Source organism: Microbacterium sp. Root53, assembly GCF_001426925.1.
GTDB lineage: Bacteria > Actinomycetota > Actinomycetes > Actinomycetales > Microbacteriaceae > Microbacterium.
In genome coordinates, this window is record NZ_LMFR01000023.1 from 102,670 (window position 1) to 128,102 (window position 25,433).

Consider the following 25,433-nt stretch of genomic DNA (forward strand, 5'->3'; position numbering starts at 1 on the left):
CCGTCGCTAGGCTGGCGGCATGACCGCCGAGAAGGATCCCGCCGTCCTCGCCGCCGAGGCCGAGCTCGCCCGCCTGCAGGCCGAAGCCGAGGCCGCTGAAGCCGCCCTGCGCGCCGCCGAGGCGAAGGCGAGGCTCGCCGCCGCCCAGGCCGCCGCTGCGCAGGGGGAGGCAGGGGAGGCCGCGGATCCGGAGACCGCTCCGGCCGATCCCGTGCCCGGGGCGGAGACCGCCGCGGGGGACGCTCCCGAAGCCGTGGAGCAGGCTCCGGCGGACACGGCCTCGTCCGAGCCGGCGGACACGGCCTCGTCCGAGTCGGCGGAACCCGCTGCGAAGACCGAGGGCCCGCTCGATGCGGACGCCGTGCGGGCGATCGTCGACGGGTACACGTTCGAGACCACGACGCTCGACATCGGCGCGCTCGTCAACGGGGAGCCGCTGCCCGAGGCCCAGATCCGGATCCCGCTCGGCATGCTGAACCGCCACGGGCTGGTGGCGGGCGCCACCGGCACGGGCAAGACCCGGACCCTCCAGGGGCTCGCCGAGCAGCTGGCGGCCAAGGGCGTGCCGGTGTTCGCCGCCGACATCAAGGGCGATCTGTCGGGCATGGCCACGCCGGGCCAGCCGAGCGAGAAGCTCCTGGCCCGCACGAAGGGCATCGGGCAGGACTGGAAGCCCGAGGCGGCCGCGGTCGAGTACTTCGCGCTGGGCGGCATCGGCAAGGGCGTGCCGGTGCGCGCGACCGTGACCGGCTTCGGCCCGCTGCTGCTGTCGAAGGTCCTCGGGCTCAACGACACGCAGGAGTCGAGCCTGGGGCTCGTCTTCCACTACGCCGACAAGAACGGGCTGCCGCTCGTCGACCTCGAGGACCTTCGGTCGGTGCTGACGTACCTGACCAGCGACGAGGGCAAGACCGAGCTGAAGGAGCTCGGGGGGCTCTCGAGCGCGACCGCGGGCGTCATCCTGCGCGAGCTCATCACGTTCGCCGAGGGCGGCGCGGACGTGTTCTTCGGCGAGCCGGAGTTCGACGTCGCCGACTTCCTGCGGATGGCGCCCGACGGGCGGGGATCCGTGTCGCTGCTCGAGGTGCCGGGCGTCGCGGACCGGCCCGAACTGTTCTCGACCTTCCTGATGTATCTGCTGGCCGAACTGTTCGAGATCCTCCCCGAGGTCGGCGACCCCGAGAAGCCGAAGCTCGTGTTCTTCTTCGACGAGGCGCACCTGCTCTTCAAGGACGCGTCCAAGGACTTCCTCGCGGCCATCACCCAGACCGTGCGCCTGATCCGCTCGAAGGGCGTCGGGGTGTTCTTCGTGACGCAGACGCCCAAGGACGTGCATCCGGATGTGCTCGCGCAGCTGGGGTCGCGCGTGCAGCACCAGCTGCGGGCGTTCACACCGGACGATGCCAAGGCGTTGCGGGCGACCGTGGGGACGTACCCGAAGTCGGGATACGACCTCGAGCGCGTGCTCCAGGAACTCGGCACCGGCGAGGCGATCGTGACCGTGATGAGCGAGAAGGGCGCGCCGACACCGGTCGCGTGGACGCGCGTGCGCGCGCCGCAGGGCCTCATGGAGCCGACGCCCGAGGCGCAGATCGACGCGGCCGTGGCCGCGTCGCCGCTCACGCCCAAGTACGGGGAGCGGGTCGACCGCGAGTCGGCGTACGAGATCCTGACGGCCAAGATGAACGCGGCCGACGCCGCGGCTCGGCAGGCCGAGGTCGACGCCGAGCTGGCGAAGCAGCAGGCCGAGCTCGCGAAGGCGAACGCCGCCGCCGAGCGGAAGGCGCAGCAGGAGTACGAGCGCCTGCTCAAGAAGACCTCGGGCGGCTCGCGGCGCACGTCGTCGCGCGCCGAGAGGTCGACGATAGAGAAGGTGCTCGGCTCGCGGACGACGCAGACGCTGATCAACAGCGTGATCCGCGGCATCTTCGGCACCGGCCGGCGCCGCTGAGGTGCAGGTCAGCGGCTGAGCAGAAGCAGCCGAACGAGGTCGTCGCCGAGCAGTTCGGCGCCGTCGGCCGCGACCACAGCGAATGTGTCGCGGGCGTCGACGCACAGCCCGAGCTCGAGGGGTCGCGTCTCGATCTCGCCGCCCTTGCGCTGGATCACGAGCGTCGCTCCGGCGACGTCGCCGAGGCTCGTGACGAAGTGCTGCCGGCCCGGCGGCACGTCATCGCACAGGCTCGGCGCCGGCGGCGCGGCGGCCAGGTGCCCGGCGACCGCTGACAGCGTCGTGCGGGCCTCGCCTTGCTGTGCCACGGGGGACGTGTACCGGATGCTCAACGTCGCGTCGGCGTCCCACTGCTGCGGAGAGGGCGTCAGTGCGGCGGACGCGAGGCCGGCGGAGTCGAAGCGCACGGTCTGGGCGGCGCCGTCGAAGACGAGCTGCGCCGAGACATCCGGCTCGCCGCTGAGTGGAACCACGATCTGGCCCGGCTGCGCGCCCCGGTTCGCCTGCCCGAACGCGAGCGCCGAGTCGATCAGGATGTCCTGCCCCGCCAGCAGGTCGCCGAGGCTGCGGGTGACGGCGTCACCCGTCTCCCGGTACGTCACGGCGACCGCCAGGTCGAGCGCGTAGCCGTGGACTTCGGGCGCGAGCGTCACAGCGGCGAGTCCCGCGGGATCGAAGCGCACCTCGGCGACAGGCGCGCCGCCGGCGGTCACGGCGGCGTCCGCGTCGACCGCTCCGCGCAGGGCGATCCTCACCTCGCCGGACTCCTTCGAGGCTTCGACGCCCACGACGTCGATCGGCGCGAGCTCCGTCGGGGGGACCGGCTCATCAGTCGTCGGGGGCGTCTCGCGCTCCTCCGGCGCGAGCGCAGCGAGCAGCGCATCCCGGATCCCCAGGCCGTTCAGCGAGAGCGACGCGGGAGCACCCTCGCCGCTCGTGTACGCGACCTCGAGGGTCACGTCGGCGAGCGCCTGCTCGTGCGTGAGCGAGAACACGAGCGTGGCCGCGCCTTCCGGGCCGAGCGTGCCGACGACCGCGGGCTCGGTGCCGGCCATCGCCACCGCGAGCGGGACCCCGACCGACAGCCCGCCGCCCGCCGTGGTCGCGTCCGACAGCGCGTACACGGCGACCTCGCGATCGGCGTCGCCGCGAACGTCGAGCTCGACCGTGCCGTCGTCGCGCACCCGCGCGCCGTCGAGCACCAGATCGAGAGCCTCGACCTCGTCGACGACCTCATCCACCACCTCTGCAGGAGCGGGCAGCGCGCTCTCCACCGCAGGAGGCGCCGAGCGCACAACGGGCGCGGTGCTGCGCGGGGGCACGGGTTCGAGCGTGGGCGTCGGCGCGGGCGTGGCTCGCGGGGGCGCGGGCTCGGCGGCGTCGTCCATGGCGTTCGCGAGGGCGTCGATCAGCGCGGGGTCGGCCTCGACAGCCGCTGCGGGAGGCGCGGCCTCGTCGGCGGCGGACGGCGCCGTGGTCGGCGACGGGCCGCCCGGGTTGAGGACCGACGCGACGACCGCGCCCGCGACGGCGACGGCGGCCGCGGCCGCGGCGACCAGTCCGCCGACGGTCCAGGCCGTGCCCGACGATGCCGACGACCCGGACGAGCTCGACGAGCCCGCGCCGCCGACGCCGGCGAGCAGGCCGCCGCCGGCGACCACCGCGCCCTCGACGACGCTCGACGGCATCGCCGCCAGCGCGACGATCGCGGCGTCGTCGCGCTGCAGCGACGCGAGATAGGTGGCCGTGGCGGACACACCGATCGTGAGCGGCAGGAGCACCAGCGCGAGCCGGCTGCCGACCTCCTTGGCCTCGCTCGCCACGATCGCGCACCGGGCGCACGAGCCGAGGTGGCTGTCGAGGCGCTCGCGCTGCTTCGCGGTGAGGTTGCCCAGCGTGTGCGCGCCGAGGCGCTCGATCGCCCACTGGCACTCCGAGCCGTCGGCGACCGTGGCCAGATGGGCCTGGATCCACGCCTCGCGCAGGCCCTCGCGGGCGCGGAACGCGAGCTGCGCGACCGCGACCGGCTTCATCCCGAGCAGGGGAGCGATCTCGGCCGGCTTGAGCTGCTCGATCTCGGTGTACCAGAGCACCTCCTGCCAGCGCGTGGGCAGGCTGCGGAACGCCGTGTGGGTCAGGCTGCGGTCGAGCGCGGCGAGGGTCGCCTCGTCGGTCGACTCGGGATCCTCCAGCGTCTCGAGCTCGTCGATCGTCTGCTCGCTCTGCGTGCGTCCCCACGCCGCGGCGGTGTTGCGGATCGACGTGAACAGGTAGGCGCGGAACGAGCCCGTCGGGCCGCCGCCGCGCTGGATGGCCTGGAAGATGCGGGCGTAGGCCTCCTGCACCAGGTCGTCGGGGTCGATCGAGGACGTGACCGACCGAGCCACGACGATGCCGGAGCGGTAGTGGCGGCGCCACAGCTCGCCGAACGCCTCGCCGTCGCCCGAGCGCGAACGCAGCACGAGATCCGCGTCGGGCGCGGTCTCCGGGGCGTCGGGAGTCTCGTTCGTGGTCATGATCCTGCTCAGGCGAGGCGAAGGGCGGGTCCTGTGATCATCCGCCACGGGCGCGTCGGGCACGCGCACACGGCTCCCATTGTGTCCCGGACACGGGTGTCCGCGCCAGCGGAGAGCCGGATTATCGGGCGATTCCGGGCTCCGGAGGCCCTTGTCTGAGAGTTCTGAAAAAACTTCCGGAACCCGCGTAATAGATCCCCCGTCGCCGCATCTCTTGGGGTGAGAGCACCGATGTCCGCTCCGCGTTGCCGGGGGGCTCGCGGACGGCAGGAGCCCGGGGATGCCCATTCCCAGCGCAACGGGGCTCGAGAGGTTCTCGGGGGAGGGCTCTCGGCCCCGTTTCTCACGATGGGGCCGGTGCGGCACGACCGAGGTGCCGCCCACCGGCCGGGGCGGTGCGGGCGCGGAGGACCTGGGGAGGAACCTCCGCGCCCCGCCCCGGAACACGAGCCGAGGCGGCCCACGGTCAGCCGATCGGGTCCGCGACCTCGAGGTCCACGCCGGCCGTCGCCGCGCCGTCCGCGATCTCCACGCGCGCGCCCAGCGACGCATCGACCGCCGCGCCGGGCGATTCGCCGTCGACCGACGCACCGAGCGCCGCCTCCGGGCTCGGGTCCGCCGAGACGCCGGCGCCGATCGAGGCGTCGATCGAGGCGCCGATAGAGGCGTCGACTGCGGCGTCGACCGGGACCGGCACGGTCAGCCCGGCCGAGCCGTCGATCGTCGCCGAGTCCTCCGTGATCGCGATCTCGCCCCGGACCGAGTCCAGTGCGTCCACCCCGGCGGAGACGCCGTCGCCGCCGGCCGCCACGTCGAGATCGACGACCCCCGCGACCTCCGCTGCGACGGTGACCTCGCCGGGCGGCGTGGGCGCCGGTGCGATCGGCACGGGGAGCGACGGCTCGGGAGCCGGGGGCACCACGACGGGCGCCGAAGGGGCCGTGACCGCCGGTGCCGGCGTCGTCTCGGGAGCGGCCGATCGCGTCTCGGCCACCGGTGGGGTGGCGGTTCCGGGCATCGGCGCCTGCGTCGTCGCGAGGTCCGAGACCGGCGCGGGCGACACGGGAGCCGCGGCCACGGCCCCGCCGACCAGGGCGCCGGCCAGCGCCAGGGTCGCGAACCCGGTCGACACGAGCGCGCCGACGGCGAGGGTGCCCGACGCGGCGATCGTGAGCGCTCCCGTGGGCGCCAGCGCGGCGGGAAGGGGCGTGAGGGCGGAGGCGGCCGCCATCGCGCGCCCCGCCGGCGCCAGGTAGGCTGCCGCGGCGGCGGAGCCGATCAGCGCAGGAAGAAGCGCGGGTGCGAGGCGGGTCCCCACGTGGCGAGCCTCCGCGGCCACCTCTGCACACGGTGGGCACGCCTGCAGATGCGCGTCGACCCGCGCACGTCTCGAGGCCGTGAGGGTGCCGCGCGCGTGGGCGCCCAGGCGCTCGATGGTCCGGCGGCAGTCCTCGCCGTCGCCCGTCGTGGCCACGTGGGCCTGGATCCAGGCCTCACGCAGGCCCTCGCGTGCACGGAAGGCGAGCTGCTTCACGGCACCCGGCGTCATCTCGAGCAGCGGCGCGGCCTCACCGGGGCCCAGCCCCTCGACCTCGCAGTACCAGAGCACCTCCTGCCAGCGGCTCGGCAGGGCGCGGAACGCGCGGAGGACCCGCCCGTGGTCGTCGGCGGCCAGCAGGGCGTCCTCGGTGGTCGTCGGATCCGGCACCGCCTCGAGCTCCTCGATCGCGGCCGTGTCGTGTCGGGCCCGCGCCCACGACACGGCGGTGTTCCGGATGGCCGTGAACAGGTAGGCGCGGAACGGTCCCGTGGGGCCGCCGCCGCGACGCAGGATGCCGAACACGCGCGCGAAGGCCTCCTGCATGAGATCGTCGGCGTCCGTGCCGGCGCCGATCGACCGCGCGACCGTCAGGGCGGCGCCGTGGTGACGCGCCCACAGTGCCGCGAAGGCGGCCGCGTCGCCCGCGCGCGAGCGGCGCGCCAGTTCGGCGTCGGAGGGCGACGGATCGGCGGGGCTGGCGTGCACGGCGGACCTGCTTCGGAATGGCCCGGCGGGTGCCGCCGGGTGCGGACCCCTCGATTGTCCCGCTCGCGCGTGGATCTCCCAACGGGTGCCCAGGTAGCGCGCGGGCACCTTGCGGAGGATTTCTCGGCGAATCGCGTGACCGATCCGGCATCCGTGCGTCTCTCCTGATGAAGACGTCGCCGGACGCGAATGCGAGGGGGATCCGCGTCCGGCTGCACAGCAGCGATTCGGGTTCGGCTGCCGTGCGGGGCCCGGACTGCTCGGGGGAGGAGCTCCGGGCCCCGACTCTTCCGACCGTCCCCTGGCGGGATCAGGTCGTCGCGGCCGGCCGCCCCGCAGCCGCTACACTGGGCGTGTCGCGACTGGCGTTGAGGTGGTGCACCACCGGGAAGCGACCGAGACGGCATTCGACCGCACGCCTGGGCCGATGCGAGCACTTTCTACCCGCACGTCGTCTGGAGATCGCCATGACCGATCCGCTGTTCAACGCCCCCCTCGCCGAGGTCGACCCCGAGATCGCGCAGGTGCTGCAGCGCGAGCTCGACCGGCAGCGCGGATTCCTCGAGATGATCGCGTCCGAGAACTTCGTGCCCGTCTCGGTGCTCGAGTCGCAGGGCTCGGTGCTCACGAACAAGTACGCCGAGGGCTACCCCGGCCGCCGCTACTACGGCGGCTGCGAGGAGGTCGACGTCGCCGAGGAGCTGGCCATCCAGCGCGCGAAGGACCTGTTCGGCGCCGAGTTCGCCAACGTCCAGCCGCACTCGGGCGCCTCCGCGAACGCCGCCGTGCTGCACGCCATCGCGCGCCCCGGCGACACCATCCTGGGCCTGTCTCTCGACCACGGCGGTCACCTCACGCACGGCATGAAGATCAACTTCTCGGGCCGCCTGTACGACATCGTGGCGTACGGCGTGGACCCCGAGACGTCGATGATCGACATGGACGAGATCCGTCGCCTCGCCGTCGAGCACAAGCCGAAGGTGATCATCGCCGGCTGGTCGGCGTACCCGCGTCAGCTCGACTTCGCCGCGTTCCGCGCGATCGCCGACGAGGTCGGCGCCCTCCTGTGGGTCGACATGGCCCACTTCGCGGGTCTCGTCGCCGCGGGTCTGCACCCGAGCCCCGTGCCGCACGCGCACGTCGTCTCGTCGACCGTGCACAAGACCATCGGCGGCCCCCGTTCGGGCTTCATCCTGTCGAACGACCCCGAGATCGCGAAGAAGATCAACTCCGCCGTCTTCCCGGGCCAGCAGGGCGGCCCGCTCATGCACGTGATCGCCGCGAAGGCGACCGCGTTCAAGCTCGCCGCCACCGACGCGTTCAAGGACCGCCAGGAGCGCACGCTGCGCGGTGCGAAGATCCTCGCCGAGCGCCTGTCGCAGCAGGATGTCGCGGACGCCGGCATCACGATCCGCTCGGGCGGCACCGACGTTCACCTGGTGCTCGTCGACCTGCGCAACGCCGCGATCGACGGCAAGCAGGCCGAGGACCTGCTGCACGAGATCCGCATCACCGTGAACCGCAACTCGGTGCCGAACGACCCGCGCCCGCCGATGACCACGTCGGGCCTGCGCATCGGCACGCCCGCGCTCGCGACCCGCGGCTTCGGCGACGCGGAGTTCACCGAGGTGGCCGACGTCATCGCCCTCGCGCTTCTGCCCGGCGCCGACCTGCCCGCGCTGCGCGAGCGCGTCGCGCGCCTCGCCGACGCGTTCCCGCTCTACCCCGGTCTCGGCGAGTAAGCGTGGTCGCGCAGAGGCTCGACGGTGTCGCCACCGCGAAGGCGATCAAGGAGGAGCTGGCCCAGCGGGTCGCCGTGCTCAAGGAGCGCGGCGTCACGCCCGGTATCGCGACCGTGCTCGTCGGCGCCGATCCGGCGTCGCAGCTGTACGTCGGGATGAAGCACAAGCAGTCCGAGGCGATCGGGATGAACTCGATCCAGCGGGAGCTGCCGGCGGATGCGTCGCAGGAGCAGGTGGAGGCGCTGATCGACGAGCTCAACGCCGATCCGTCGTGCCACGGGTACATCGTGCAGCTGCCGCTGCCGAAGCACCTGGACACCGACGCGATCCTGGAGCGGATCGACCCGGCCAAGGACGCGGACGGCCTGCACCCGACGAACCTCGGGCGCCTCGTGCTGAACGTCAACTCGCCGATCACGACGCCGCTGCCGTGCACGCCGCGCGGCGTGATCGAGCTGCTCACCCGCAACGGGTACGACCTGAAGGGCAAGCACGTCGTGGTGGTCGGCCGCGGCGTCACGATCGGCCGGCCGATGGGCCTGCTGCTCACGCGCCGCGACGTGAACGCGACCGTGACCCAGGTGCACACCGGAACGCCCGACATGGGCCCGTACCTGCGCCAGGCGGACGTGATCGTCGCCGGCGCGGGCGTGAAGCACCTCGTGAAGGCCGAGGACGTCAAGCCCGGCGCCGCCGTGCTGGACGTGGGCGTGACCCGCGAGCAGGACCCCGAGACCGGCAAGCAGAAGGTGTTCGGCGACGTGCACCCGGATGTGGCCGAGGTCGCCGGATTCCTGTCGCCCAACCCGGGCGGCGTGGGCCCGATGACGGTCGCGCTCCTGATGACCAACGTCGTGGAGGCGGCCGAGCGCTCGATCGCCTGAGCAGATCGCACAAGCGCCCCGGGACCTCGGTCCCGGGGCGCTTGCGTGTGGGGCGGATCAGGCCTCCTGGTGGCGGTCCAGGAACTCGAACACCGCGGTCTCGTCGACGCCGGGGAAGCGGCCGCGGGGGAGCGGCGCGAAGATGTGCGTGTGCACGCGGGCGCTCGGCCAGGCGCGGTCGCGCCAGCGGGCGGCCTGCTCCGCGGGGGCCCGGCGGCAGCAGCTCTCGTCGGGGCACGTCGAGACCTCGCGGTTCTGGGTCTCGCGGCCGCGCCACCACTTCGCGTCGTCGAAGCGCACGCCGACCGTGATCGAGAACCCGCCGTGGTCGCTCGTGCCGGTCTGCGTCGAGCACCAGAAGGTGCCGCCCGGGGTGTCGGTGTACTGGTAGTGCTCGGTCGTGCGGTTCTGCTGGTCGAACGCGTCGCGCGCGGCGAACTTGCGGCACACGATCTGACCCTCGACCGAGCCCGTGACGTCCTCGGGCACGGGCAGGCCGTCATTCTCGTAGACGCGCTCGATCTGCCCGGCCTCACCCACGCGCAGGAAGTGCAGCGGCATGTCCAGGTGCGTCGTGAGCAGGTTGGTCATCCGCATCGCCGCCGCCTCGTGCGTGACGCCGAACGCGTCGCGGAAGTCCTCGACGGCGAGGTTGCGGTCCTTCTTGGCCTGCTGCAGGAACGCCACCGAGTTGCCCTCCGGCATCAGGCAGCACGCGGCGTAGTAGTTGATCTCGAGGCGCTGCTGCAGGAAGTCGGCGTACGACGTGGGCGGCTTGTGGCCGAGCAGGCGGTGCGCCATGGCCTGCAGCGCCATCGAGCGCAGGCCGTGCCCGCCGGGGATGGAGGCGGGCGGCAGGTAGATGCGGCCGTTCTCGAGGTCGGTGATCGAGCGGGTCGACGGCGGCAGGTCGTTCGCGTAGATGAGCTCGAAGCCCAGCTGCTCGGCCATGATGCTCACCGTGCGGTGCGTCAGGGCGCCCTGCACATGGCCCGCGGCCTTGAGCTGCCGCTCGGCGAGCTGCTCCAGCTCCGGCAGGTGGTTGTCGAGCGAGCGCATCCGCAGGCGCAGCTCGGTGTTGGCGCGCCGGGCCTCCTCGGGCGTCGCGATCGCCTCGCTCTCGCGGCGCTGCAGCTCGCGGTGCAGGCCGAGGATCGATTCGATCGTCTCGTCGGGCAGCGTCTTGGTGACCTTCACCGGGGGGATGCCGAGGCTGCGGAACACCGAGCTCGACTGCGCCTTCTCGAGTTCGATCTCCAGGGCCGCGCGGCGGTTCGGCGGCTCGCCCGAGATCAGGTCGGTCACCGCCGTGTGCGTCGCGGCCGCGATCGCCTGCAGCAGCGACAGCTTCGGCTCGCGCTTGCCGTTCTCGATCAGGCTGAGCTGGCTGCCCGCCACGCCGACCGCGGCGCCGAGCTCGTCGAGCGTGAATCCCTGCTGCAGCCGGTAGTGCCGGATCCGGTGGCCGAGCGTCTTCAGCTCGATCCCGCTCTTGTGATCGTCACGAGGGGTCATTCCTTGATCATATCTAAAGATTCCGGATTCTTTTGCTCCGATTGGTCGGAAAGGAGCGCCCGAGCGGGGTCATCCTGGAGAAGTCCCCCGCAACCCTCTTGGTTAGGAACTACGGATGGCCATCATCGAGAGCCCCACCGCCCGTGCGACGACGGAGTTCGCATCGTTCGGCGCCCAGCCCGACATCGACGGACCGGGCATGGCCGCCCTCGTTGCGTGGGTCGACGAGGTCGCCGCGCTCACGCAGCCGGACCGCATCCACTGGGTCGACGGCTCGGCCGAGGAGAACGCCGCGCTGCTCGAGCAGATGGTGGCGGACGGCACGCTGATCAAGCTGAACGACGAGAAGCGCCCCGGCTCGTACCTGGCGCGCTCGGACGAGGGCGACGTCGCCCGCCTCGAGTCGCGCACCTTCATCTCGTCGGAGCGCGAGGAGGACGCCGGCCCGACCAACAACTGGGTCGCGCCCGCCGAGATGCGCGCCACGCTGCGCCCCCTGTTCGAGGGCTCCATGCGGGGCCGCACGATGTTCGTCGTGCCGTTCTCGATGGGCAAGATCGGCGGCCCGATCTCGCAGCTCGGCGTGCAGCTGACCGACAGCCCCTACGCGGTCGTCTCGATCGAGATCATGACCCGCGTGGGCGACGCCGTCACGGAGCTGATCGCCGAGGGCAAGCCGTGGGTGCGCACCGTGCACTCGGTCGGCGCCCCGCTGCGCGACGGCGAGGAGGACGTCGCCTGGCCCAGCAACGACGAGAAGTACATCGTGCACTTCCCGGACACGCTCGAGGTGTGGTCGTTCGGCTCGGGCTACGGCGGCAACGCGATCCTGGCCAAGAAGTGCTACGCGCTGCGCATCGCCTCGGTGCTCGGCCGCGACCAGGGCTGGATGGCCGAGCACATGCTCCTCATCCGCGTGCTCGACCCGCAGGGCCGCGCCTACCACGTGGCCGCCGCGTTCCCGTCGGCCTGCGGCAAGACCAACCTCGCGATGCTGCGCCCGACCATCCCGGGATGGAAGGTCGAGACGCTCGGCGACGACATCACCTGGATCCGCCCGGGTGAGGACGGCCGCCTGTACGCGATCAACCCCGAGGCCGGGTTCTTCGGCGTCGCGCCCGGCACGGGCGAGTCGACCAACGTCACCGCGGTGGAGACGCTGTGGGGCAACGTCCTCTTCACGAACGTCGCGCTCACCGACGACGGCGACGTCTGGTGGGAGGGCCTGACCGACGAGGCGCCCGACCACCTGATCGACTGGCGCGGCGACGACTGGACGCCCGACTCGGGCCGCCCGGCCGCGCACCCGAACTCCCGCTTCACGGTCTCGGCCGCGCAGGCGCCCTCGATCGCGGACGACTGGGAGGAGGCGGTGCCGCTCGACGTCATCCTGTTCGGCGGACGTCGCGCCACCAACGTGCCGCTCGTCGTCGAGTCGTTCAACTGGGAGCACGGCGTGTTCCTCGGATCGACCATCTCGTCGGAGCGCACCGCCGCGGCCGAGGGCAAGGTCGGCGAGCTGCGCCGCGACCCGTTCGCCATGATGCCGTTCTGCGGCTACAACATGGGCGACTACATGGCGCACTGGCTCGAGATGGGCGGCAAAGCCGAGAAGCTCCCGAAGATCTACCAGGTCAACTGGTTCCGCCGCGGCGCGGACGGCCGGTTCCTGTGGCCCGGATTCGGCGACAACTCGCGCGTGATCGACTGGGTCATCCGCCGCCTGCAGGGCGAGGCGGAGGCGGTCGTGACCCCGATCGGCCTCATCCCCGCTCCGGGTTCACTGAACCTCGACGGCATCGAGGTGCCGCAGGAGGACCTGGACGAGCTGTTCTCCATCGACCCCGATGCCTGGCTCGAGGACGCCGACCTCACCGAGGAGTTCTACTCGCTCTTCGGCGACAAGACCCCGGCGGCCCTGCGTGCGCAGCTCGACGCGCTCCGCACCCGCCTCAAGGCTGCGAAGGACTGACCGCACTCGGTCCTTCGCCGCGGGCTCGTCCGGTGCCGCACACACCGGAGCCCGCGACGTGGAACGGCCCGCCCCTCTTCCGATCCGGGGGCGGGCCGTTCATGCGTCTGACAGAGTGAGTCCGTGGCGAATTCGCGGTCCGGGGAGTCCGTCGCGCAACGGATGGTGCGCGTGCTTGAGACGTTCGACGTCGACCGCACGGCGCAGACGCCCACGCAGATCGGGCGGCGCGCCGGACTGCCCTCCTCGACGGCGCACCGGCTGATCGCGGAGCTCGTCGACAATGGCATCCTCGATCGAGACGAGGGCGGCCAGGTCCGGCTGGGGATGCACCTGTGGGAGCTGGCCCAGCGCGGCTCGCGGGCCCTCCGCCTGCGGCAGGCCGCGCTGCCGTTCATGGAGCGGGTGCAGTCCCGCCTGCGTGAGCACACGCAGCTCGCGGTCCTCGAGCAGGGTGAGACCCTGTTCCTCGAGCGGCTGTCCCATCCGGATGCCGTGTCGAACATCGCTCGGGTGGCCGGGCGCCTGCCCTTGCATGCGTCGTCGGCCGGACTGGTGCTGCTCGCCTTCGCGGATGAGGAACTCCGACGGCGGGTGCTGTCCGGGCCCCTGCCCGCGGTCTCGCCCGAGACTGTCACCGATCCTGAGGCCCTCCGGGCGATCCTCGCGCGGGTGCGGCGCGAGGGTGTGGTCGTGGCGCACGGGTATGTAGAGCCGGTGTCGACCGCGGTCGCCGTGCCCGTGCGCGAGCGTGGCCGCGTCGTCGCGGCCCTGTCGGCCGTGCTGCCGCGGGATGCCCCGACCGCCGGTGCCGCGGACGAGCTGCGACGCGCGTCCGCCGGCATCACGCGTGCGCTGGAGGAGCCGCCCGCCTGATTCCCGTTGAACGGGCACGTGATCGCGACGGAGTGCGGCGGCATCCGACACTCGGAAGACGGACCCGGTGAGGACGCCGGCCGCTTCGAGGAGGAAGGGCACACCATGACCGAGCGCACCCAGGTTGCCATCGTCGGGGCCGGGCCCGCGGGCCTGCTGCTCTCGCACCTGCTGGATCGGGCGGGCATCGCGTCCATCGTGATCGACGCCCGCACGCGGGAGGAGATCGAGACGACCATCCGGGCCGGCATCCTCGAGCAGGGGACCGTCGAGGTCCTGTCCGAGAGCGGCGCCTCCGACCGCGTTCTGTCCGTCGGCCATCGCCACGAGGGCATCGAGCTGCGATTCGAGGGCGAGGGCCACCGCATCGACTTCGCCGCGACCGTGGGGCGCGCGGTCTGGCTCTACCCGCAGCACGAGGTGCTCAAGGACCTCGTCGCCGCGCGGCTCGCCGCGGGCCAGGACATCCGCTTCGGCGTGACCGCCGATGCCGTCGACGATGTCGAGACCGACCGGCCGCGCGTGCTCGCGACCGGCCCGGACGGCGAGCGGATCGAGATCGAGGCGGACGTGGTCGTGGGCGCCGACGGGTCGCGCGGCGTGACGCGGCAGGCGGTCACCGGCGCCCATGGCGGCTACTTCCGCGAGTACCCGTTCGCGTGGTTCGGCATCCTGTGCGAGGCGCCGCCCTCGGCCGACGAGCTGATCTACAGCAACTCACCCGCGGGCTTCGCGCTCATCAGCCAGCGCAGCGCCACCGTGCAGCGGATGTACTTCCAGTGCGACCCGGACGAGGATCCGGAGCGGTTCTCGGAGCGCGAGCTGTGGGACATGCTGCAGGAGCGCGTTCCCGGCACGACGCTGCACGAGGGGCCGATCTTCCAGCGCGACGTGCTGCGTTTCCGCAGCTTCGTCGCGCACCGCCTGCTGCGCGGACGGGTCGTGCTGGTCGGCGACGCCGCCCACACGGTGCCGCCCACCGGGGCCAAGGGGATGAACCTCGCCGTCGCGGACGTCGTCCTGCTCGCGGATGCGCTCCGAGCGCTCCTCCTCGAGGGCGACGACCGGCCGCTCGAGGCGTTCCCCGAGCGCGCCCTCGAGCGCATCTGGAAGGCCCAGCACTTCTCCTGGTGGATGACGAGCATGCTCCACGTGGTGCCGGATGCCAGCGACTTCGACCGCCGCCGGCAGGTGGGGGAGCTGCGCTCCGTGGTCGAGTCGGAGCACGGCCGCGCCTACCTCGCGGAGGCCTACACGGGGTGGTCGCTCGCGCGCTGAGCGGTCCGGCGAACCCGCACCCGTTCGCCGAGTCCGCGTCAGATCGCGCGCGGGGTCGGTGAGGGAGTGCGGGTTCGCCGCTCCCACCTGCGCCCGATCGCCGCGGCACCGGCCGCGAGCGCGGTAGCCCCGGCCATGCCGGCGGCGGCGGGGAGGGCCGTGTGGTCGCCCCAGAGGCCGCCGAGCGGCGAGGCCGCGGCCCCGATCGAGAACTGGAACAGGCCCAGCGCGGCCGACCCGGAACCGGCGGCGAACGCGGCCCGGCCCAGCGTCAGCGCGGACGCGTCCGACATCCCCGCGGCGCAGCCCGCGGTGAAGAGGCAGACGAGCGGAACCCACGCCCAGAGCGTGAGCGACCCGAGCGCGGCGAGCGCGGCGAGCGCGGCGGCGGCCGCGAAGGACAGCGCGTGCCCGGCGCGCAGGGCGCCCTGCGCCCCCAGCCGCGGGAGCGCACGGGCATTGAGCCAGGCGCCCGCGACGAAGGCGACGGATCCGGCCGAGAAGGTCAAGGCGTACGCCAGCGCGGATGCCTCGAACACCCGCTGAACGACGAACGACGAGGCGCCGATGTAGACCATGAGCCCCGCGTAGGTGAGCGCATATGCGAGCGCGTGACCCAGGAACGAGCCGTCGCGCGCGAGGCGCGCGAGGTTGGCGAGCAGCGGCCCCAGCCGGGCCGGATGCCGCTGCTCGCGCGGCAGGCTCTCCGGGATCAGCAGCAGCGCGACCGCGAACATCGCGGTCGCGACGACCGAGAGCCCGAGCAGGGCAGCCCGCCATCCGCCCCAGCCCGTGAGCAGGGCGCCGAGCGGACTGCCGAAGACCGGCCCGAGGCCCATCATCGCGATCAGGATGCTCACGCCGCGAGCGGCCCGCTCGCCCGACGCGAGGTCGGCGACTACGGCACGCGCGAGCGCCGCGCCCGCCGATCCCGACAGCCCCTGCACGAACCGCAGGGCCACGATCCACGCGAGCGTGGGGGCGGCCGAGGCGGCGAAGCCCGCGGCCGCGAAGACCGCGAGGCCCACGAGCAGCGTGCGGCGCCGGCCGAGCGCGTCCGAGATCGTGCCGACCAGGAACTGGCCCAGCGCGGCCCCCACGAGGTACGACGTGAGCGTGAGCTGGACGGCCGCCGCGCCGACGCCGAAATGGGCCTGAAGGTCCGGGAACGCCGGCAGGTACAGGTCGGTCGACACCGCACCCGCCATGCCGACGAAGCCGAGCGCGCCGAGAAGCCCGGGGGTCAGCTCGGGGCGGGCCGCGGGGGTGCCGGGCGGGCGGCGCATCCGGTCAGCCGACCCGCGCCTCGTCGGGGCGGAAGCCGCGCTTCGCGAGCTGGATCTGCTCGTACACGTGGTGCCGCAGCTCCGTGAACCGGGGGAGCGCGCGGGTCTCGAGCTGATCGCGCTGATCCGGCAGGTCGATGACCAGGTCCTCCTGGATCACGGTCGGCGAGGACGACAGGATGATCACGCGCGAGCCGAGGTACACCGATTCGTCGATGTCGTGCGTGACGAACAGCACGGTCACGCCGAGTCTCTCCCTGATCGATCGCACCAGATCCTCGAGGTCGGCGCGCGTCTGCGCGTCGACGGCCGCGAAAGGCTCGTCCATCAGGAGCACCTCGGGCTGGTACGCGATCGCGCGGGCGATCGCCACGCGCTGCTGCATCCCGCCCGACAGCTGCCACGGGTAGGACCGCGGCACGTGCGAGAGCCCCACGCTGTCGAGCGCCTCGGCGACCAGCTCCGCGCGCTTCGTCTTCGGCACACCCGCATTCTTCAGCGGCAGCTCGACGTTGTCGGCCACGCGCAGCCAGGGGAACAGCGACCGGCCGTACTCCTGGAAGACGACCGCCATCTTCTTGGGCGGGCCCGTGACGCGCCGGCCGTCGAGGACCACCTCGCCGGCGGTCGGCTCGAGCAGGCCGGCGATGCACTTCAGCAGCGTGGTCTTTCCCGATCCGGACGGGCCCACGAGGCAGGTCAGCTCGTTGCGGCCGAGGTCGAAGGTGAGGTCGCGGACGGCCTCGATCGGACCGCCGTCGGTCTCGTACACCTTCTTCAGCCCGCGGACGGAGAGCAGGGTCTGCTCGGGCGGGAGGGTGCGGCCGTGTCCCGCGACGACGATGTTCTCAGGAGGCATTCTCGAGGTCCTTCAGTCCGTGGTACCAGCGCAGGATGCGGCGCTCGACGACCTGGAAGAGCATCGAGACCGCGAAGCCGATCAGTCCCAGCACGAGGATGCCCGACCACATCTCGGGCACCGCGAACCGGCGCTGGAACTGGATGATGGAGAAGCCCAGACCCGATGACGAGAAGAACATCTCGCTGATGACCATCAGGATGATCCCGATCGGCAGGCTCTGCCGCACGCCCGCCAGGATCTGCGGGGCGGCGGAGGGCAGGATCTGGTAGCGCACCCGGTTGAAGCCGTGGATGCCGTAGGAGCGGCTGGTCTCGGTCTGGACTGAGTCCGTGGCGCGCACGCCCTCGATCGTGTTCAGCAGAACGGGCCAGATCGCACCCAGTGCGATGACCGTGATCTTCATGCTGTCGTCCACGCCGATGAGCAGGCCCAGCACCGGGATGAGCACGGGCGGAGGCACCGCGCGAAAGAACTCGAACACCGGCTCCGTGAAGGCACGCACGCCACGGCTCAGACCGACCAGCAGCCCCACCAGCACGCCGAGCGCGATCGCGACACCTGTGCCGAGCGCGAACCGGCTGAGGCTCGGGACGACGTCGGTGAGGAGCCGGTCGCCGATCCACGTCTCGAAGAACTCGGCGACGAGCGGCACCGGCTTGGGGACGAAGATGCTCGTGGCGCCGAGTGTCGCGACGTACCAGATCGCGATCAGCGCGATCGGCAGCCCGAGCGTGAAGGCGATCGCCTTGAGGGTGCCCCTCATGCGCCCTCTCCTCTCACGGACTGGTGCCACGACAGCAGCCGACGCTCGGCCGCGCGCACGCCGAGGTTGATGACCACGCCCAGCGCGCCCGTCGCGAGCACCAGCGCGTAGGTCGAGGCGTAGAGGCCGGCGTCCCGCGACGCGGCGATCTGCTGCCCGAGGCCGGGCGTCCCGATCACGAGCTCGGCCGTGACCGCGAGGATGAGCGCGACCGCGGCTGCGAGGCGCACGCCGGTGACCAGGTAGGGGAGCATCGTGGGGAAGACCACGTCGCGCACCCGCTGCCACCAGGTGAAGCCGTAGCTGCGGGCGGTGCTCATCGCGACGGTGTCGACGTCGGCGACGCCGTAGAGCACCTGCATGAAGATCTGCCAGAACGCCCCGTAGGTGATGATCAGCAGGCTCTGCTGCAGCGGGACGCCGAGCATCAGCACCGCGAGCGGGATGAGTCCCACCGACGGGATCGGCCGCAGGAACTCGACGGTGGATCGGGTCAGCTTGCGCAGGAACGGCGAGAGCCCGATGACGATCCCCAGAGGCACGGCGAGCGCGAACGCGAGGAGCATGCCGAGGGCCCACGACGCCACCGTCTGCCCGATCGCGATCCAGAACCCGGTCAGCGTCGCGTTGACGCCGAAGCGGGCGAGCACCTCGGTCGCGGGCGGCAGGTACGTCGGGTCGACGGTGCCGGTGCGGGAGACCAGCTCCCAGATCGCGAGGATGGTGATCACGCCGGCTAGGCCGAGCAGCAGACGTCGGGGGCGGAGCCTCCGACGCCTGCTGCGCTGCTCGGCGATCGCGACGACGCGCGTGATCGTGTCGGGCGGAGCGGTGGACGTCATGGAGCGGCGTTACGGGATGATGACCGTGTCGAGGTCCGGCTCGGTCGACACGAAGCCGTGCTTGGCGGCGAGAGCGCTGAGGTCCACCAGCAGCTGCGGGTCGAGCTCGCCTGACAGGCGCTCGAGGCGCAGGTCCATGGCCGCCGCCTCCGGCATGCCCGTGAGCGAGGCGATGGCCTCGCCGAAGCCCTCGCGATCGGCGTTCACCTGCTCGAGGACGTCGCTGATCGCGCCGCGCCAGGTCTCGACGAGCTCCGGGTCCTCCTCGGCCAGCTGGCCGGACGTGAAGGTCACCATGGTGGGCAGGCCCGGAAGGGCGTTCTGGTTCGGGTAGCCGACGACCGAGTACTTGTCCGGGGCCGCGAGCGCCGCGCCGAGGAACGGCTCGGGGATCCAGACGGCGTCGACGTTGCCGCTGTCGAGCTGGGCGAGCGCATCCGGGAACGCGATCTCGATGAACTCCACGGCGCCGGGATCGCCGCCCTCCATCTCGACGGACCCTTTGATCGTCAGGTCGCCCTGCGTGTTGACGGCGTTCACCGAGACCTTCTTGCCCTCGAGGTCGCTCCAGGACTCGACGCCCTCGCCGACGCGCGTGACGACGGCGTTGATGTCCTCGCCCTCGGCGAGCGAGAACGAGTAGCCGCTGGCCACGCGCATGTCGACGCCCTGGCTCGCGGCGACGAGCACGGACAGCGGGTTGCCGACGCCGAAGTCGATCTGACCCGTGGAGACGGCCGGGAGCATGGCGGCGCCTCCCTGGGCTTCCTGCAGGGTGACGTCGAGGCCGTGCTCCTCGAAGATGCCGTGGTCGACGCCGTACTGCACGGCGGCCGACGGCGCGATGGTGAGGATGCCGACCGTGATGGGTGTCAGCTCGCCGTCGGCGGGAGCCGACGCGGCGGGGTCGGACTCGGCCGGGGCGCCGCTCGGGGAGCCCGAGCTGCACGCGGCGAGCGAGAGGAGGCCTGCGGCTGCGAAGGCCGTGGCGGAGAGGATTCGGGTGCGGGGGGACATGGTGCTCAGCGACTCCTTCGTGACTGAGTGCGCCGACCGGCGCGGGTTGGCCCCAGTGAACACGCAACCATTGAAGATGTCAATGGTTGTGGTTTTCACGAAGGATCGACCGCGCCCTCTCGGGGGTCAGTCGGGGAAGGCGAGTCGGTACAGCAGGTCCCGCAGGCGGTCCTGGTCGTCCTGGTCGAGCACGCCCAGCACCTCGCGCTCCGCCGCGTTCGTGGCGCGCTCCGCCTTCGCGTGCAGCGCGCGGCCGGCCGCGGTGGCGACCACCACCTTGGCGCGGCGGTCGTTGGGGTCCGGCTCCCGCGCGACGGCGCCGCGCTGCTGCAGCTCGTCGACGAGGGCTACGACCTGGCTCGGGTCCAGTCGCAGATACTCGGCGATGTGCCGCTGCGACAGCCGCGCCTCCGCCACGGCGAGCGCGAGGACCGAGTAGGAGCGCACGCGCAGGTCGAACTCCGCGAGGGCGGCGTGGGCGACCGCGAGGGATCGGGCGTTCGCGCGCGCGAGCAGGAACGCCGCGTCGCTCGCCAGGGGCTGCTCGGTCACCGGCGCGTCCGCGCGCCCGCCGTCGCTCGTCATGGGGAGACTCTAGCAAAGTGGATCAGGTCAATCATTGACATCATCAAGAATCTGCGCTGGGATGATGCCGATCGAAGGAGATTCCGCATGACACTCACCGGCAAGGTCGCCATCGTCACCGGATCGGGCCGCGGGCTCGGTCTCGCCTACGCCCAGGAGCTCGCGCGCCAGGGCGCATCCGTCGTCGTGAACGACGTGGACCAGGCCACCGCCGACGAGGCCGTCGCCGCGATCGAGGCCCAGGGCGGCCGTGCGACTGCGGTCGCGGCGCCCGTCGGCCCGACCGAGACGGCGAAGCGGCTGGTCGACGCCGCGTTCGACGTCTACGGCCGCCTCGACATCGTGGTGACGAACGCCGGCGTGCTGCGCGACACCGTGCTGTGGAAGATGAGCGACGACGACTTCGACACCGTGATCGGCGTGCATCTGCGCGGAACCTTCACGGTCGTCCGCGAGGCCGCGATCCGGCTGCGGGAGCAGGGCGAGGGCGGCCGCATCATCGCGATCGGATCGCCCACCGGCCAGCGCGGCAACTTCGGACAGACCAACTACGCCGCGGCAAAGGCCGGCATCGTCGGCATGGTCCGCACGTGGGCGCTCGAGCTCAAGAAGGCGGGCATCACGGCGAACGCCGTCATCCCGGTCGCCGCGACGGCGATGACCGCCACGGTCCCCTACTTCGCCGCCGCGGTCGAGGCGGACGAGAAGGGCGAGCCCATGCCGCCGTTCTTCCGGCACGACCTCGGATTCGGCACGGCGGCCGACGTGGGCGGCCTGGTCGCCTACCTCGCGTCGGACGCGGCCGCCGGTGTGACGGGCCAGGCCATCGGCGTGGGCGGCGACCGCCTGCAGCTCTGGTCGCACCCCGAGCCGGTCGCCACGGCGTACCGCGAGGGCGGGTGGACGTACGACGCGCTCGCGGAGTCGTTCGCGACCGAGCTGGGCGAGCTGCAGTCGGTCGGCGAGACGTTCCCGCCGCTGCCCGAGGAACTCCAGCGCCCTCGGGCCTGACCCGGAGCATCATGACCCGCTACGAACCGGCGATCGACGTCGATGCGATCGAGGCCATCGACACGCACGTGCACATCGAGGTGGACGCCCACGGGCACTCGTCGCTGCCCGATGACCTGCAGGAGGCCGCCAGCCGGTACTTCCGCACCGACGGCCCCCGGCCGGACCTCGATGGGGTGGCGGAGTACTATCGCGAGCGCCGGATGGCCGCGGTCGTCTTCACGGTCGACGCGACGACGAACCTCGGGCAGCGGCCGATCTCGAGCGCCGACATCGCCGAGGGCGCCGCGCGCAACAACGACGTGCTGATCCCGTTCGCGTCCGTCGACCCGAATCGCGAGGACGCGCTCGACGAGATGCGCCGCCTGCTCGACGAGCACGGCGTGCGAGGCTTCAAGTTCCACCCCACCGTGCAGGGCTTCTCGCCCGACGATCCCCGATACTTCCCGGTCTACGAGCTCGTGCAGGAGGCGGCGGTGCCGGCCCTGTTCCACACGGGGCAGACCGGGATCGGCGCGGGGATGCCGGGCGGCCGCGGGCTGCGGCTCGCGCTGTCCAATCCGATGCTGCTCGACGCCATGGCGGCGGAGTTCCCGGACCTGCAGATCGTGATGGCCCACCCGTCCGTGCCGTGGCAGGACGAGGCGCTGGCGGTCGCGACCCACAAGCACTCGACGTGGATCGATCTGTCGGGATGGAGCCCGAAGTACTTCCCGGCCGAGCTGGTGCGCTACGCGAACTCGGTGCTGAAGGATCGCATCCTGTTCGGCTCCGACTTCCCGCTGCTGACACCGGACCGCTGGATGCGCGACGCCGAGACGGCGGGCACGTTCAAGCCCGAGGTGCTGCCCGGCATCATGAAGCACAACGCGGTGCGACTGCTGGGGCTGTCATGACCGATCCCGTGGTCGATCGCTACGGATTCGCGGAGCGGCATCTCGGCGCCGCCGCGCGCGCGGCGCTCGCCCGGCTGGCGGAGACGCTCGAGCGCGACATCCGACCCCTCATGGACGACGCGTGGGACCGCGCCGTGATGCCCGGCGAGGTGCTCGACGCGCTCATCCCGCTGCGCCTCATGGACCCGCCGGGGGTCGACGCCGACGAGGTCGACACCAGCATGTTCTCGGGCTTCCGGTGCTTCACCCTCGCGCGGTCGGACGTGTCGGTCGCCACGATGTACACAGCGCAGGCCGGCCTGTTCCGCACGGCCGTCCGGCACGGCGGCTCGCCCGAGCAGGCGGAGCGCTGGGACCCCGCGGTCCGCTCGTTCGAGATGCGCGGCGTGTTCTGCCTCACGGAGCCCGACCACGGATCCGACATCGCCGGCGGCCTCGCGACGCGGGCCCGCCGCCAGGGCGACACCTGGGTCATCGACGGCGAGAAGCGCTGGGTCGGCGGCGCCGACGTCGCCGACGTGCTCGCGGTGTTCGCGCGCGACGAGGCCGACGGGCAGGTCAAGGCGTTCCTGGTCGACCGGCACGCCCCCGGCGTGGACATCCGGGTCATCACGGGCAAGGTCTCGCTGCGGCCGATGCAGAACGCGCACATCACCCTCCGCGGGGTCCGCGTCGAGGAGGAGCGCCGACTGCACGGCGTGAACTCCTGGCGAGACGTCGCCGGGCTCCTGCGGCGGATGCGCTCGGACGTCGCCTGGATCGCGACGGGCCTGCAGGCGGGAGCGCTCGACGCGGCCGTGCGATACACGACCTCCCGCGAGCAGTTCGGCCGGCAGCTGGGCGGCTTCCAGCTGGTCCAGGAGAAACTCGCCCGGATGCTCGGCAACGTCACCGCGTCGCTCGCGCTCGTGACCGCCCTGTCCGCGAACCAGGACGCCGGCGTCTGGAGCGACGAGAACTCCGCCCTCGCCAAGATGGTCACGGCCGAGCGGGCACGGGAGAGCGCGGCGCTGGCGCGGGAGCTGCTGGGAGGCAACGGCCTGCTGCTCGAGAACGACGCCGCACGCTTCTTCGCCGATGCCGAAGCCGTCTACTCGTACGAGGGGACGCACGAGATCAACGCTCTCATCGTCGGACGCTCGCTCACGGGCGCGTCCGCTTTCGCCTGACCACTTCAGAAGGAGACCTCATGACGACCACCGCCACCTTCGACGAGCTGACCTCCCTGGCCGGCCGCGACCTCGGCTGGACCGAATGGGCCGAGATCGCGCAGGAGCGCGTCAACACGTTCGCCGACGCGGTCGACGACCACCAGTGGATCCACACCGAGCCCGAGCGCGCGAAGGACGGCCCCTTCGGCGGCGCCATCGCGCACGGCTTCCTCACCCTGTCGCTGGCGACCCGGTTCTGGAGCGAGCTGCTCGAGACCGAGGGCGTCAGCACCAAGGTCAACTACGGCCTGGACAAGGTGCGTTTCATCTCGCCGGTCCCCGTGGGATCCCGCATCCGCATGAACGCCGTGATCGCCGAGGTCGAGGAGGTCAAGGGCGGCGGCGTGCAGTTCACGGTGGACCAGACCTTCGAGATCGAGGGGGCCGAGCGCCCGGCCGTGGTCGCGCGCGGGCTCTATCGCTTCTACCGCTGACCCGCGACACCATTCCGCCTCGACGAAGAGGAGCGACGACGATGTCCTATCCCGGAATCGGATCCTGGCCGGCCGTGCGCCGCACCCGCACGCCCGACAAGCCCGCGCTGATCTTCGGCGAGCGCACGTACACGTATCGCGAGTTCGCCGACGCGGCGGACCGGATCGCGGCGGTGCTCGCCATCAAGGGCATCGGCAAGGGTGACGCCGTGGCGCTCATCGGCGAGAACAGCCCCGCCTTCCTGCAGGCGCTGTTCGGCGCCGCGCAGCTGGGCGCGGTGTTCGTGCCCATCAACACGCGGCTGGCCCCGCCCGAGGTCGCGCACGTGCTGACCGACAGCGGCGCCCGCGCGGTGATCTACGACCCGGAGCTGTACGACAAGATCCTGCCGGGAGTCGAGGCCGGCGGCATCGCTCACGTCATCCCGACGGGAGAGGGAGACGAGGCCGACCCGGGGCTCGACCGGCTCATGCGGGTGCCCAAGGGCGGTCGCGTCGACGTGCCGGTCTCGCCGGACGAGCCGGCGGCCATCATGTACACCTCGGGGACGACGGGTAAGGCGAAAGGCGCCGTGCTCACCCACGCCAACCTCACCTGGGTCTCGCTGAACTGCGCGCTGGACTATGACCTGCTCTCGTCCGAGGTCGCGCTGCTGATCTCGCCGCTCTTCCACGCGGCGGCGCTCGGCATGGGCGCCCTGCCGATCATCCTCAAGGGCGGCACCATCGTCCTCGAGAAGGGCTTCGATCCCGGGCGGGCGCTCTCCCTCATCCAACGGCACGGCATCACGATGCTCAGCGGCGTCCCGACGACCTACCAGCTCATGGCCGACCACCCCGACTGGGCTTCGACCGACCTGTCCAGCCTGCGCCGCCTGACCTGCGGCGGATCGGCCGTGCCCACCCGGATCCTCGACGTGTACGAGGAGCGGGGCCTGAAGTTCACGCAGGGCTACGGGATGACCGAGACCTCGCCGGGTCACACGGCGCTGCCGGCCGACAAGACCCGCCAGAAGCAGGGGAGCGTGGGACTGCCGCACTTCTTCTCGGCCGTGCGGATCACCGACGAGAACGGGGACGTCGTCCCCAGCGGGACCGTCGGCGAGATCGAGGTGCGCGGCCCGAACGTGTTCCCGGGGTACCTGAACCTGCCCGAGGAGAACGCCAAGGCGTTCACGGAGGACGGGTGGTTCCGCTCCGGCGACATGGGCTATCTCGACGCCGACGGGTACCTGTTCATCGCCGACCGGCTGAAGGACATGATCATCTCCGGCGGCGAGAACATCTACCCGGCCGAGGTCGAGAACCACCTGTTCGACATCGAGGGCGTCACGGGCGCCGCGGTGATCGGGGTGCCGGATGAGAAGTGGGGCGAGGTGCCGTGGGCGATCCTGACCGTGCAGGGCGGGCGCGACGTCACCACGGGGGAGGTACGTGCGCACCTGGACGGCCGGATCGCGCGCTTCAAGATCCCGAAGAACGTGATCGTGGTCGACGAGCTGCCGCGCACCGCCTCGGGGAAGGTCCGCAAGGCGGACCTGCGCGCGCGGTTCGGCGCGGGGGCCGAGACGCCGCGTCCCACCGGCACGGCCATCCCGTGGCAGACCGAGACCGTGCGCACGGTGCCTCCGAAGAAGAGGCGACCGCGGCTCGGCCGTATGAGCTAGATGTACTGCCCAGGGACGTTGTTTGATCTGGCTTCCCTGATGTGACGAGAACCTCCCGGCAGAGTGGAGCTGCTACCGCATCCGCTCTGAACCAGGGAG

Annotated in this window: 20 protein-coding genes and 1 riboswitch; of the genes, 11 read left to right on the forward strand and 9 right to left on the reverse strand. The window is 72.0% G+C overall.

Annotation, left to right across the window (positions count from 1 at the left end; translation table 11 throughout):
- The first annotated feature begins 19 nt into the window (after positions 1-19).
- Entirely contained in the window at positions 20-1,951 is a 1,932-nt protein-coding gene (locus tag ASD19_RS11400; protein ID WP_055992785.1) for a helicase HerA-like domain-containing protein, read from the forward strand.
- Between the two features lie 8 nt (positions 1,952-1,959).
- On the opposite strand, the gene ASD19_RS11405 is transcribed toward ASD19_RS11400, so the two are convergent.
- On the reverse strand, positions 1,960-4,467 hold the full coding sequence (locus tag ASD19_RS11405; RefSeq protein ID WP_055992788.1) for a sigma-70 family RNA polymerase sigma factor: 2,508 nt from the start codon (positions 4,465-4,467) through the stop codon (positions 1,960-1,962).
- 466 nt (positions 4,468-4,933) lie between these two features.
- On the reverse strand, positions 4,934-6,493 hold the full coding sequence (locus ASD19_RS11410) for a sigma-70 family RNA polymerase sigma factor (protein WP_055992791.1): 1,560 nt from the start codon (positions 6,491-6,493) through the stop codon (positions 4,934-4,936).
- 348 nt (positions 6,494-6,841) lie between these two features.
- A riboswitch (ZMP/ZTP riboswitch) is annotated at positions 6,842-6,925 on the forward strand.
- 35 nt (positions 6,926-6,960) lie between these two features.
- Between ASD19_RS11410 and glyA the strand changes: the two genes are divergently transcribed.
- Together glyA and ASD19_RS11420 are read left to right on the forward strand one after the other, a co-directional pair.
- Positions 6,961-8,235: a serine hydroxymethyltransferase gene (glyA, locus tag ASD19_RS11415; RefSeq protein WP_055992794.1), complete on the forward strand. Its 1,275-nt coding sequence runs from the start codon at positions 6,961-6,963 to the stop codon at positions 8,233-8,235.
- A gap of 2 nt (positions 8,236-8,237) precedes the next feature.
- Entirely contained in the window at positions 8,238-9,119 is an 882-nt protein-coding gene (locus ASD19_RS11420; RefSeq protein WP_055992797.1) for a bifunctional methylenetetrahydrofolate dehydrogenase/methenyltetrahydrofolate cyclohydrolase, read from the forward strand.
- A 57-nt stretch (positions 9,120-9,176) separates the two neighbouring features.
- Here the strand turns inward: ASD19_RS11420 and ASD19_RS11425 are convergent, their stop codons facing one another.
- Positions 9,177-10,634, reverse strand: a complete 1,458-nt coding sequence (locus ASD19_RS11425; protein ID WP_055992800.1) for an XRE family transcriptional regulator — start codon at positions 10,632-10,634, stop codon at positions 9,177-9,179.
- A gap of 115 nt (positions 10,635-10,749) precedes the next feature.
- Here ASD19_RS11425 and ASD19_RS11430 point away from each other — a divergent pair, with 115 nt between their 5' ends.
- The 3 genes from ASD19_RS11430 to ASD19_RS11440 all read left to right on the forward strand — a co-directional run bounded on the left by ASD19_RS11430 (position 10,750) and on the right by ASD19_RS11440 (position 14,760).
- On the forward strand, positions 10,750-12,606 hold the full coding sequence (locus ASD19_RS11430) for a phosphoenolpyruvate carboxykinase (GTP) (RefSeq protein WP_055992802.1): 1,857 nt from the start codon (positions 10,750-10,752) through the stop codon (positions 12,604-12,606).
- 162 nt (positions 12,607-12,768) lie between these two features.
- Positions 12,769-13,482, forward strand: coding sequence for an IclR family transcriptional regulator (locus tag ASD19_RS11435; protein ID WP_235563042.1), 714 nt, complete (start codon positions 12,769-12,771; stop codon positions 13,480-13,482).
- 105 nt (positions 13,483-13,587) lie between these two features.
- Complete coding sequence (locus tag ASD19_RS11440; protein WP_055992861.1) at positions 13,588-14,760, forward strand: 4-hydroxybenzoate 3-monooxygenase; 1,173 nt, start codon at positions 13,588-13,590, stop codon at positions 14,758-14,760.
- Positions 14,761-14,798: 38 nt separating this feature from the next.
- On the opposite strand, the gene ASD19_RS11445 is transcribed toward ASD19_RS11440, so the two are convergent.
- The 6 genes from ASD19_RS11445 to ASD19_RS11470 all read right to left on the reverse strand — a co-directional run bounded on the left by ASD19_RS11445 (position 14,799) and on the right by ASD19_RS11470 (position 20,115).
- The gene (locus ASD19_RS11445) at positions 14,799-16,046 is read right to left on the reverse strand and encodes a Bcr/CflA family efflux MFS transporter (RefSeq protein ID WP_055992808.1); all 1,248 of its coding nucleotides are present in this window, start codon (positions 16,044-16,046) and stop codon (positions 14,799-14,801) included.
- Positions 16,047-16,050: 4 nt separating this feature from the next.
- Entirely contained in the window at positions 16,051-16,905 is an 855-nt protein-coding gene (locus tag ASD19_RS11450) for an ABC transporter ATP-binding protein (protein WP_055992811.1), read from the reverse strand.
- A complete protein-coding gene (locus tag ASD19_RS11455; RefSeq protein ID WP_055992814.1) occupies positions 16,895-17,671 on the reverse strand; it encodes an ABC transporter permease in 777 nt (258 codons plus the stop codon). The genes ASD19_RS11450 and ASD19_RS11455 overlap by 11 nt, the downstream gene beginning before the upstream one ends.
- Complete coding sequence (locus ASD19_RS11460; RefSeq protein WP_055992817.1) at positions 17,668-18,513, reverse strand: ABC transporter permease; 846 nt, start codon at positions 18,511-18,513, stop codon at positions 17,668-17,670. The genes ASD19_RS11455 and ASD19_RS11460 overlap by 4 nt, the downstream gene beginning before the upstream one ends.
- A 9-nt stretch (positions 18,514-18,522) precedes the next feature.
- Positions 18,523-19,530, reverse strand: coding sequence for an ABC transporter substrate-binding protein (locus ASD19_RS11465; RefSeq protein ID WP_055992819.1), 1,008 nt, complete (start codon positions 19,528-19,530; stop codon positions 18,523-18,525).
- A gap of 126 nt (positions 19,531-19,656) precedes the next feature.
- On the reverse strand, positions 19,657-20,115 hold the full coding sequence (locus tag ASD19_RS11470; protein WP_055992822.1) for a MarR family winged helix-turn-helix transcriptional regulator: 459 nt from the start codon (positions 20,113-20,115) through the stop codon (positions 19,657-19,659).
- An 87-nt stretch (positions 20,116-20,202) separates the two neighbouring features.
- On the opposite strand from ASD19_RS11470, the gene ASD19_RS11475 reads away from it, so the two are divergent.
- The 5 genes from ASD19_RS11475 to ASD19_RS11495 are packed head-to-tail and all read left to right on the forward strand — an operon-like array spanning position 20,203 to position 25,334.
- Positions 20,203-21,126, forward strand: a complete 924-nt coding sequence (locus tag ASD19_RS11475) for an SDR family oxidoreductase (RefSeq protein ID WP_055992825.1) — start codon at positions 20,203-20,205, stop codon at positions 21,124-21,126.
- Positions 21,127-21,137: 11 nt separating this feature from the next.
- On the forward strand, positions 21,138-22,022 hold the full coding sequence (locus tag ASD19_RS11480) for an amidohydrolase family protein (RefSeq protein WP_055992828.1): 885 nt from the start codon (positions 21,138-21,140) through the stop codon (positions 22,020-22,022).
- Complete coding sequence (locus ASD19_RS11485; protein WP_055992830.1) at positions 22,019-23,191, forward strand: acyl-CoA dehydrogenase family protein; 1,173 nt, start codon at positions 22,019-22,021, stop codon at positions 23,189-23,191. The genes ASD19_RS11480 and ASD19_RS11485 overlap by 4 nt, the downstream gene beginning before the upstream one ends.
- A gap of 20 nt (positions 23,192-23,211) precedes the next feature.
- A complete protein-coding gene (locus ASD19_RS11490) occupies positions 23,212-23,667 on the forward strand; it encodes a MaoC family dehydratase (RefSeq protein ID WP_055992833.1) in 456 nt (151 codons plus the stop codon).
- Positions 23,668-23,708: 41 nt separating this feature from the next.
- Entirely contained in the window at positions 23,709-25,334 is a 1,626-nt protein-coding gene (locus ASD19_RS11495) for an acyl-CoA synthetase (protein WP_082543162.1), read from the forward strand.
- Positions 25,335-25,433 lie beyond the last annotated feature (99 nt).

Bases quoted from the DNA above. Each gene is read 5' to 3' on its own strand.
- ASD19_RS11440 (WP_055992861.1), top strand. From the start codon at position 13,588: ATGACCGAGCGCACCCAGGTTGCCATCGTCGGGGCCGGGCCCGCGGGC.
- ASD19_RS11435 (WP_235563042.1), top strand. From the start codon at position 12,769: ATGGTGCGCGTGCTTGAGACGTTCGACGTCGACCGCACGGCGCAGACG.
- ASD19_RS11405 (WP_055992788.1), bottom strand. From the start codon at position 4,467: ATGACCACGAACGAGACTCCCGACGCCCCGGAGACCGCGCCCGACGCG.
- ASD19_RS11445 (WP_055992808.1), bottom strand. From the start codon at position 16,046: ATGCGCCGCCCGCCCGGCACCCCCGCGGCCCGCCCCGAGCTGACCCCC.
- ASD19_RS11460 (WP_055992817.1), bottom strand. From the start codon at position 18,513: ATGACGTCCACCGCTCCGCCCGACACGATCACGCGCGTCGTCGCGATC.
- ASD19_RS11450 (WP_055992811.1), bottom strand. From the start codon at position 16,905: ATGCCTCCTGAGAACATCGTCGTCGCGGGACACGGCCGCACCCTCCCG.
- ASD19_RS11455 (WP_055992814.1), bottom strand. From the start codon at position 17,671: ATGAGGGGCACCCTCAAGGCGATCGCCTTCACGCTCGGGCTGCCGATC.
- ASD19_RS11495 (WP_082543162.1), top strand. From the start codon at position 23,709: ATGTCCTATCCCGGAATCGGATCCTGGCCGGCCGTGCGCCGCACCCGC.
- ASD19_RS11430 (WP_055992802.1), top strand. From the start codon at position 10,750: ATGGCCATCATCGAGAGCCCCACCGCCCGTGCGACGACGGAGTTCGCA.
- ASD19_RS11475 (WP_055992825.1), top strand. From the start codon at position 20,203: ATGACACTCACCGGCAAGGTCGCCATCGTCACCGGATCGGGCCGCGGG.
- ASD19_RS11465 (WP_055992819.1), bottom strand. From the start codon at position 19,530: ATGTCCCCCCGCACCCGAATCCTCTCCGCCACGGCCTTCGCAGCCGCA.
- ASD19_RS11470 (WP_055992822.1), bottom strand. From the start codon at position 20,115: ATGACGAGCGACGGCGGGCGCGCGGACGCGCCGGTGACCGAGCAGCCC.
- ASD19_RS11400 (WP_055992785.1), top strand. From the start codon at position 20: ATGACCGCCGAGAAGGATCCCGCCGTCCTCGCCGCCGAGGCCGAGCTC.
- glyA (WP_055992794.1), top strand. From the start codon at position 6,961: ATGACCGATCCGCTGTTCAACGCCCCCCTCGCCGAGGTCGACCCCGAG.
- ASD19_RS11490 (WP_055992833.1), top strand. From the start codon at position 23,212: ATGACGACCACCGCCACCTTCGACGAGCTGACCTCCCTGGCCGGCCGC.
- ASD19_RS11425 (WP_055992800.1), bottom strand. From the start codon at position 10,634: ATGACCCCTCGTGACGATCACAAGAGCGGGATCGAGCTGAAGACGCTC.
- ASD19_RS11480 (WP_055992828.1), top strand. From the start codon at position 21,138: ATGACCCGCTACGAACCGGCGATCGACGTCGATGCGATCGAGGCCATC.
- ASD19_RS11485 (WP_055992830.1), top strand. From the start codon at position 22,019: ATGACCGATCCCGTGGTCGATCGCTACGGATTCGCGGAGCGGCATCTC.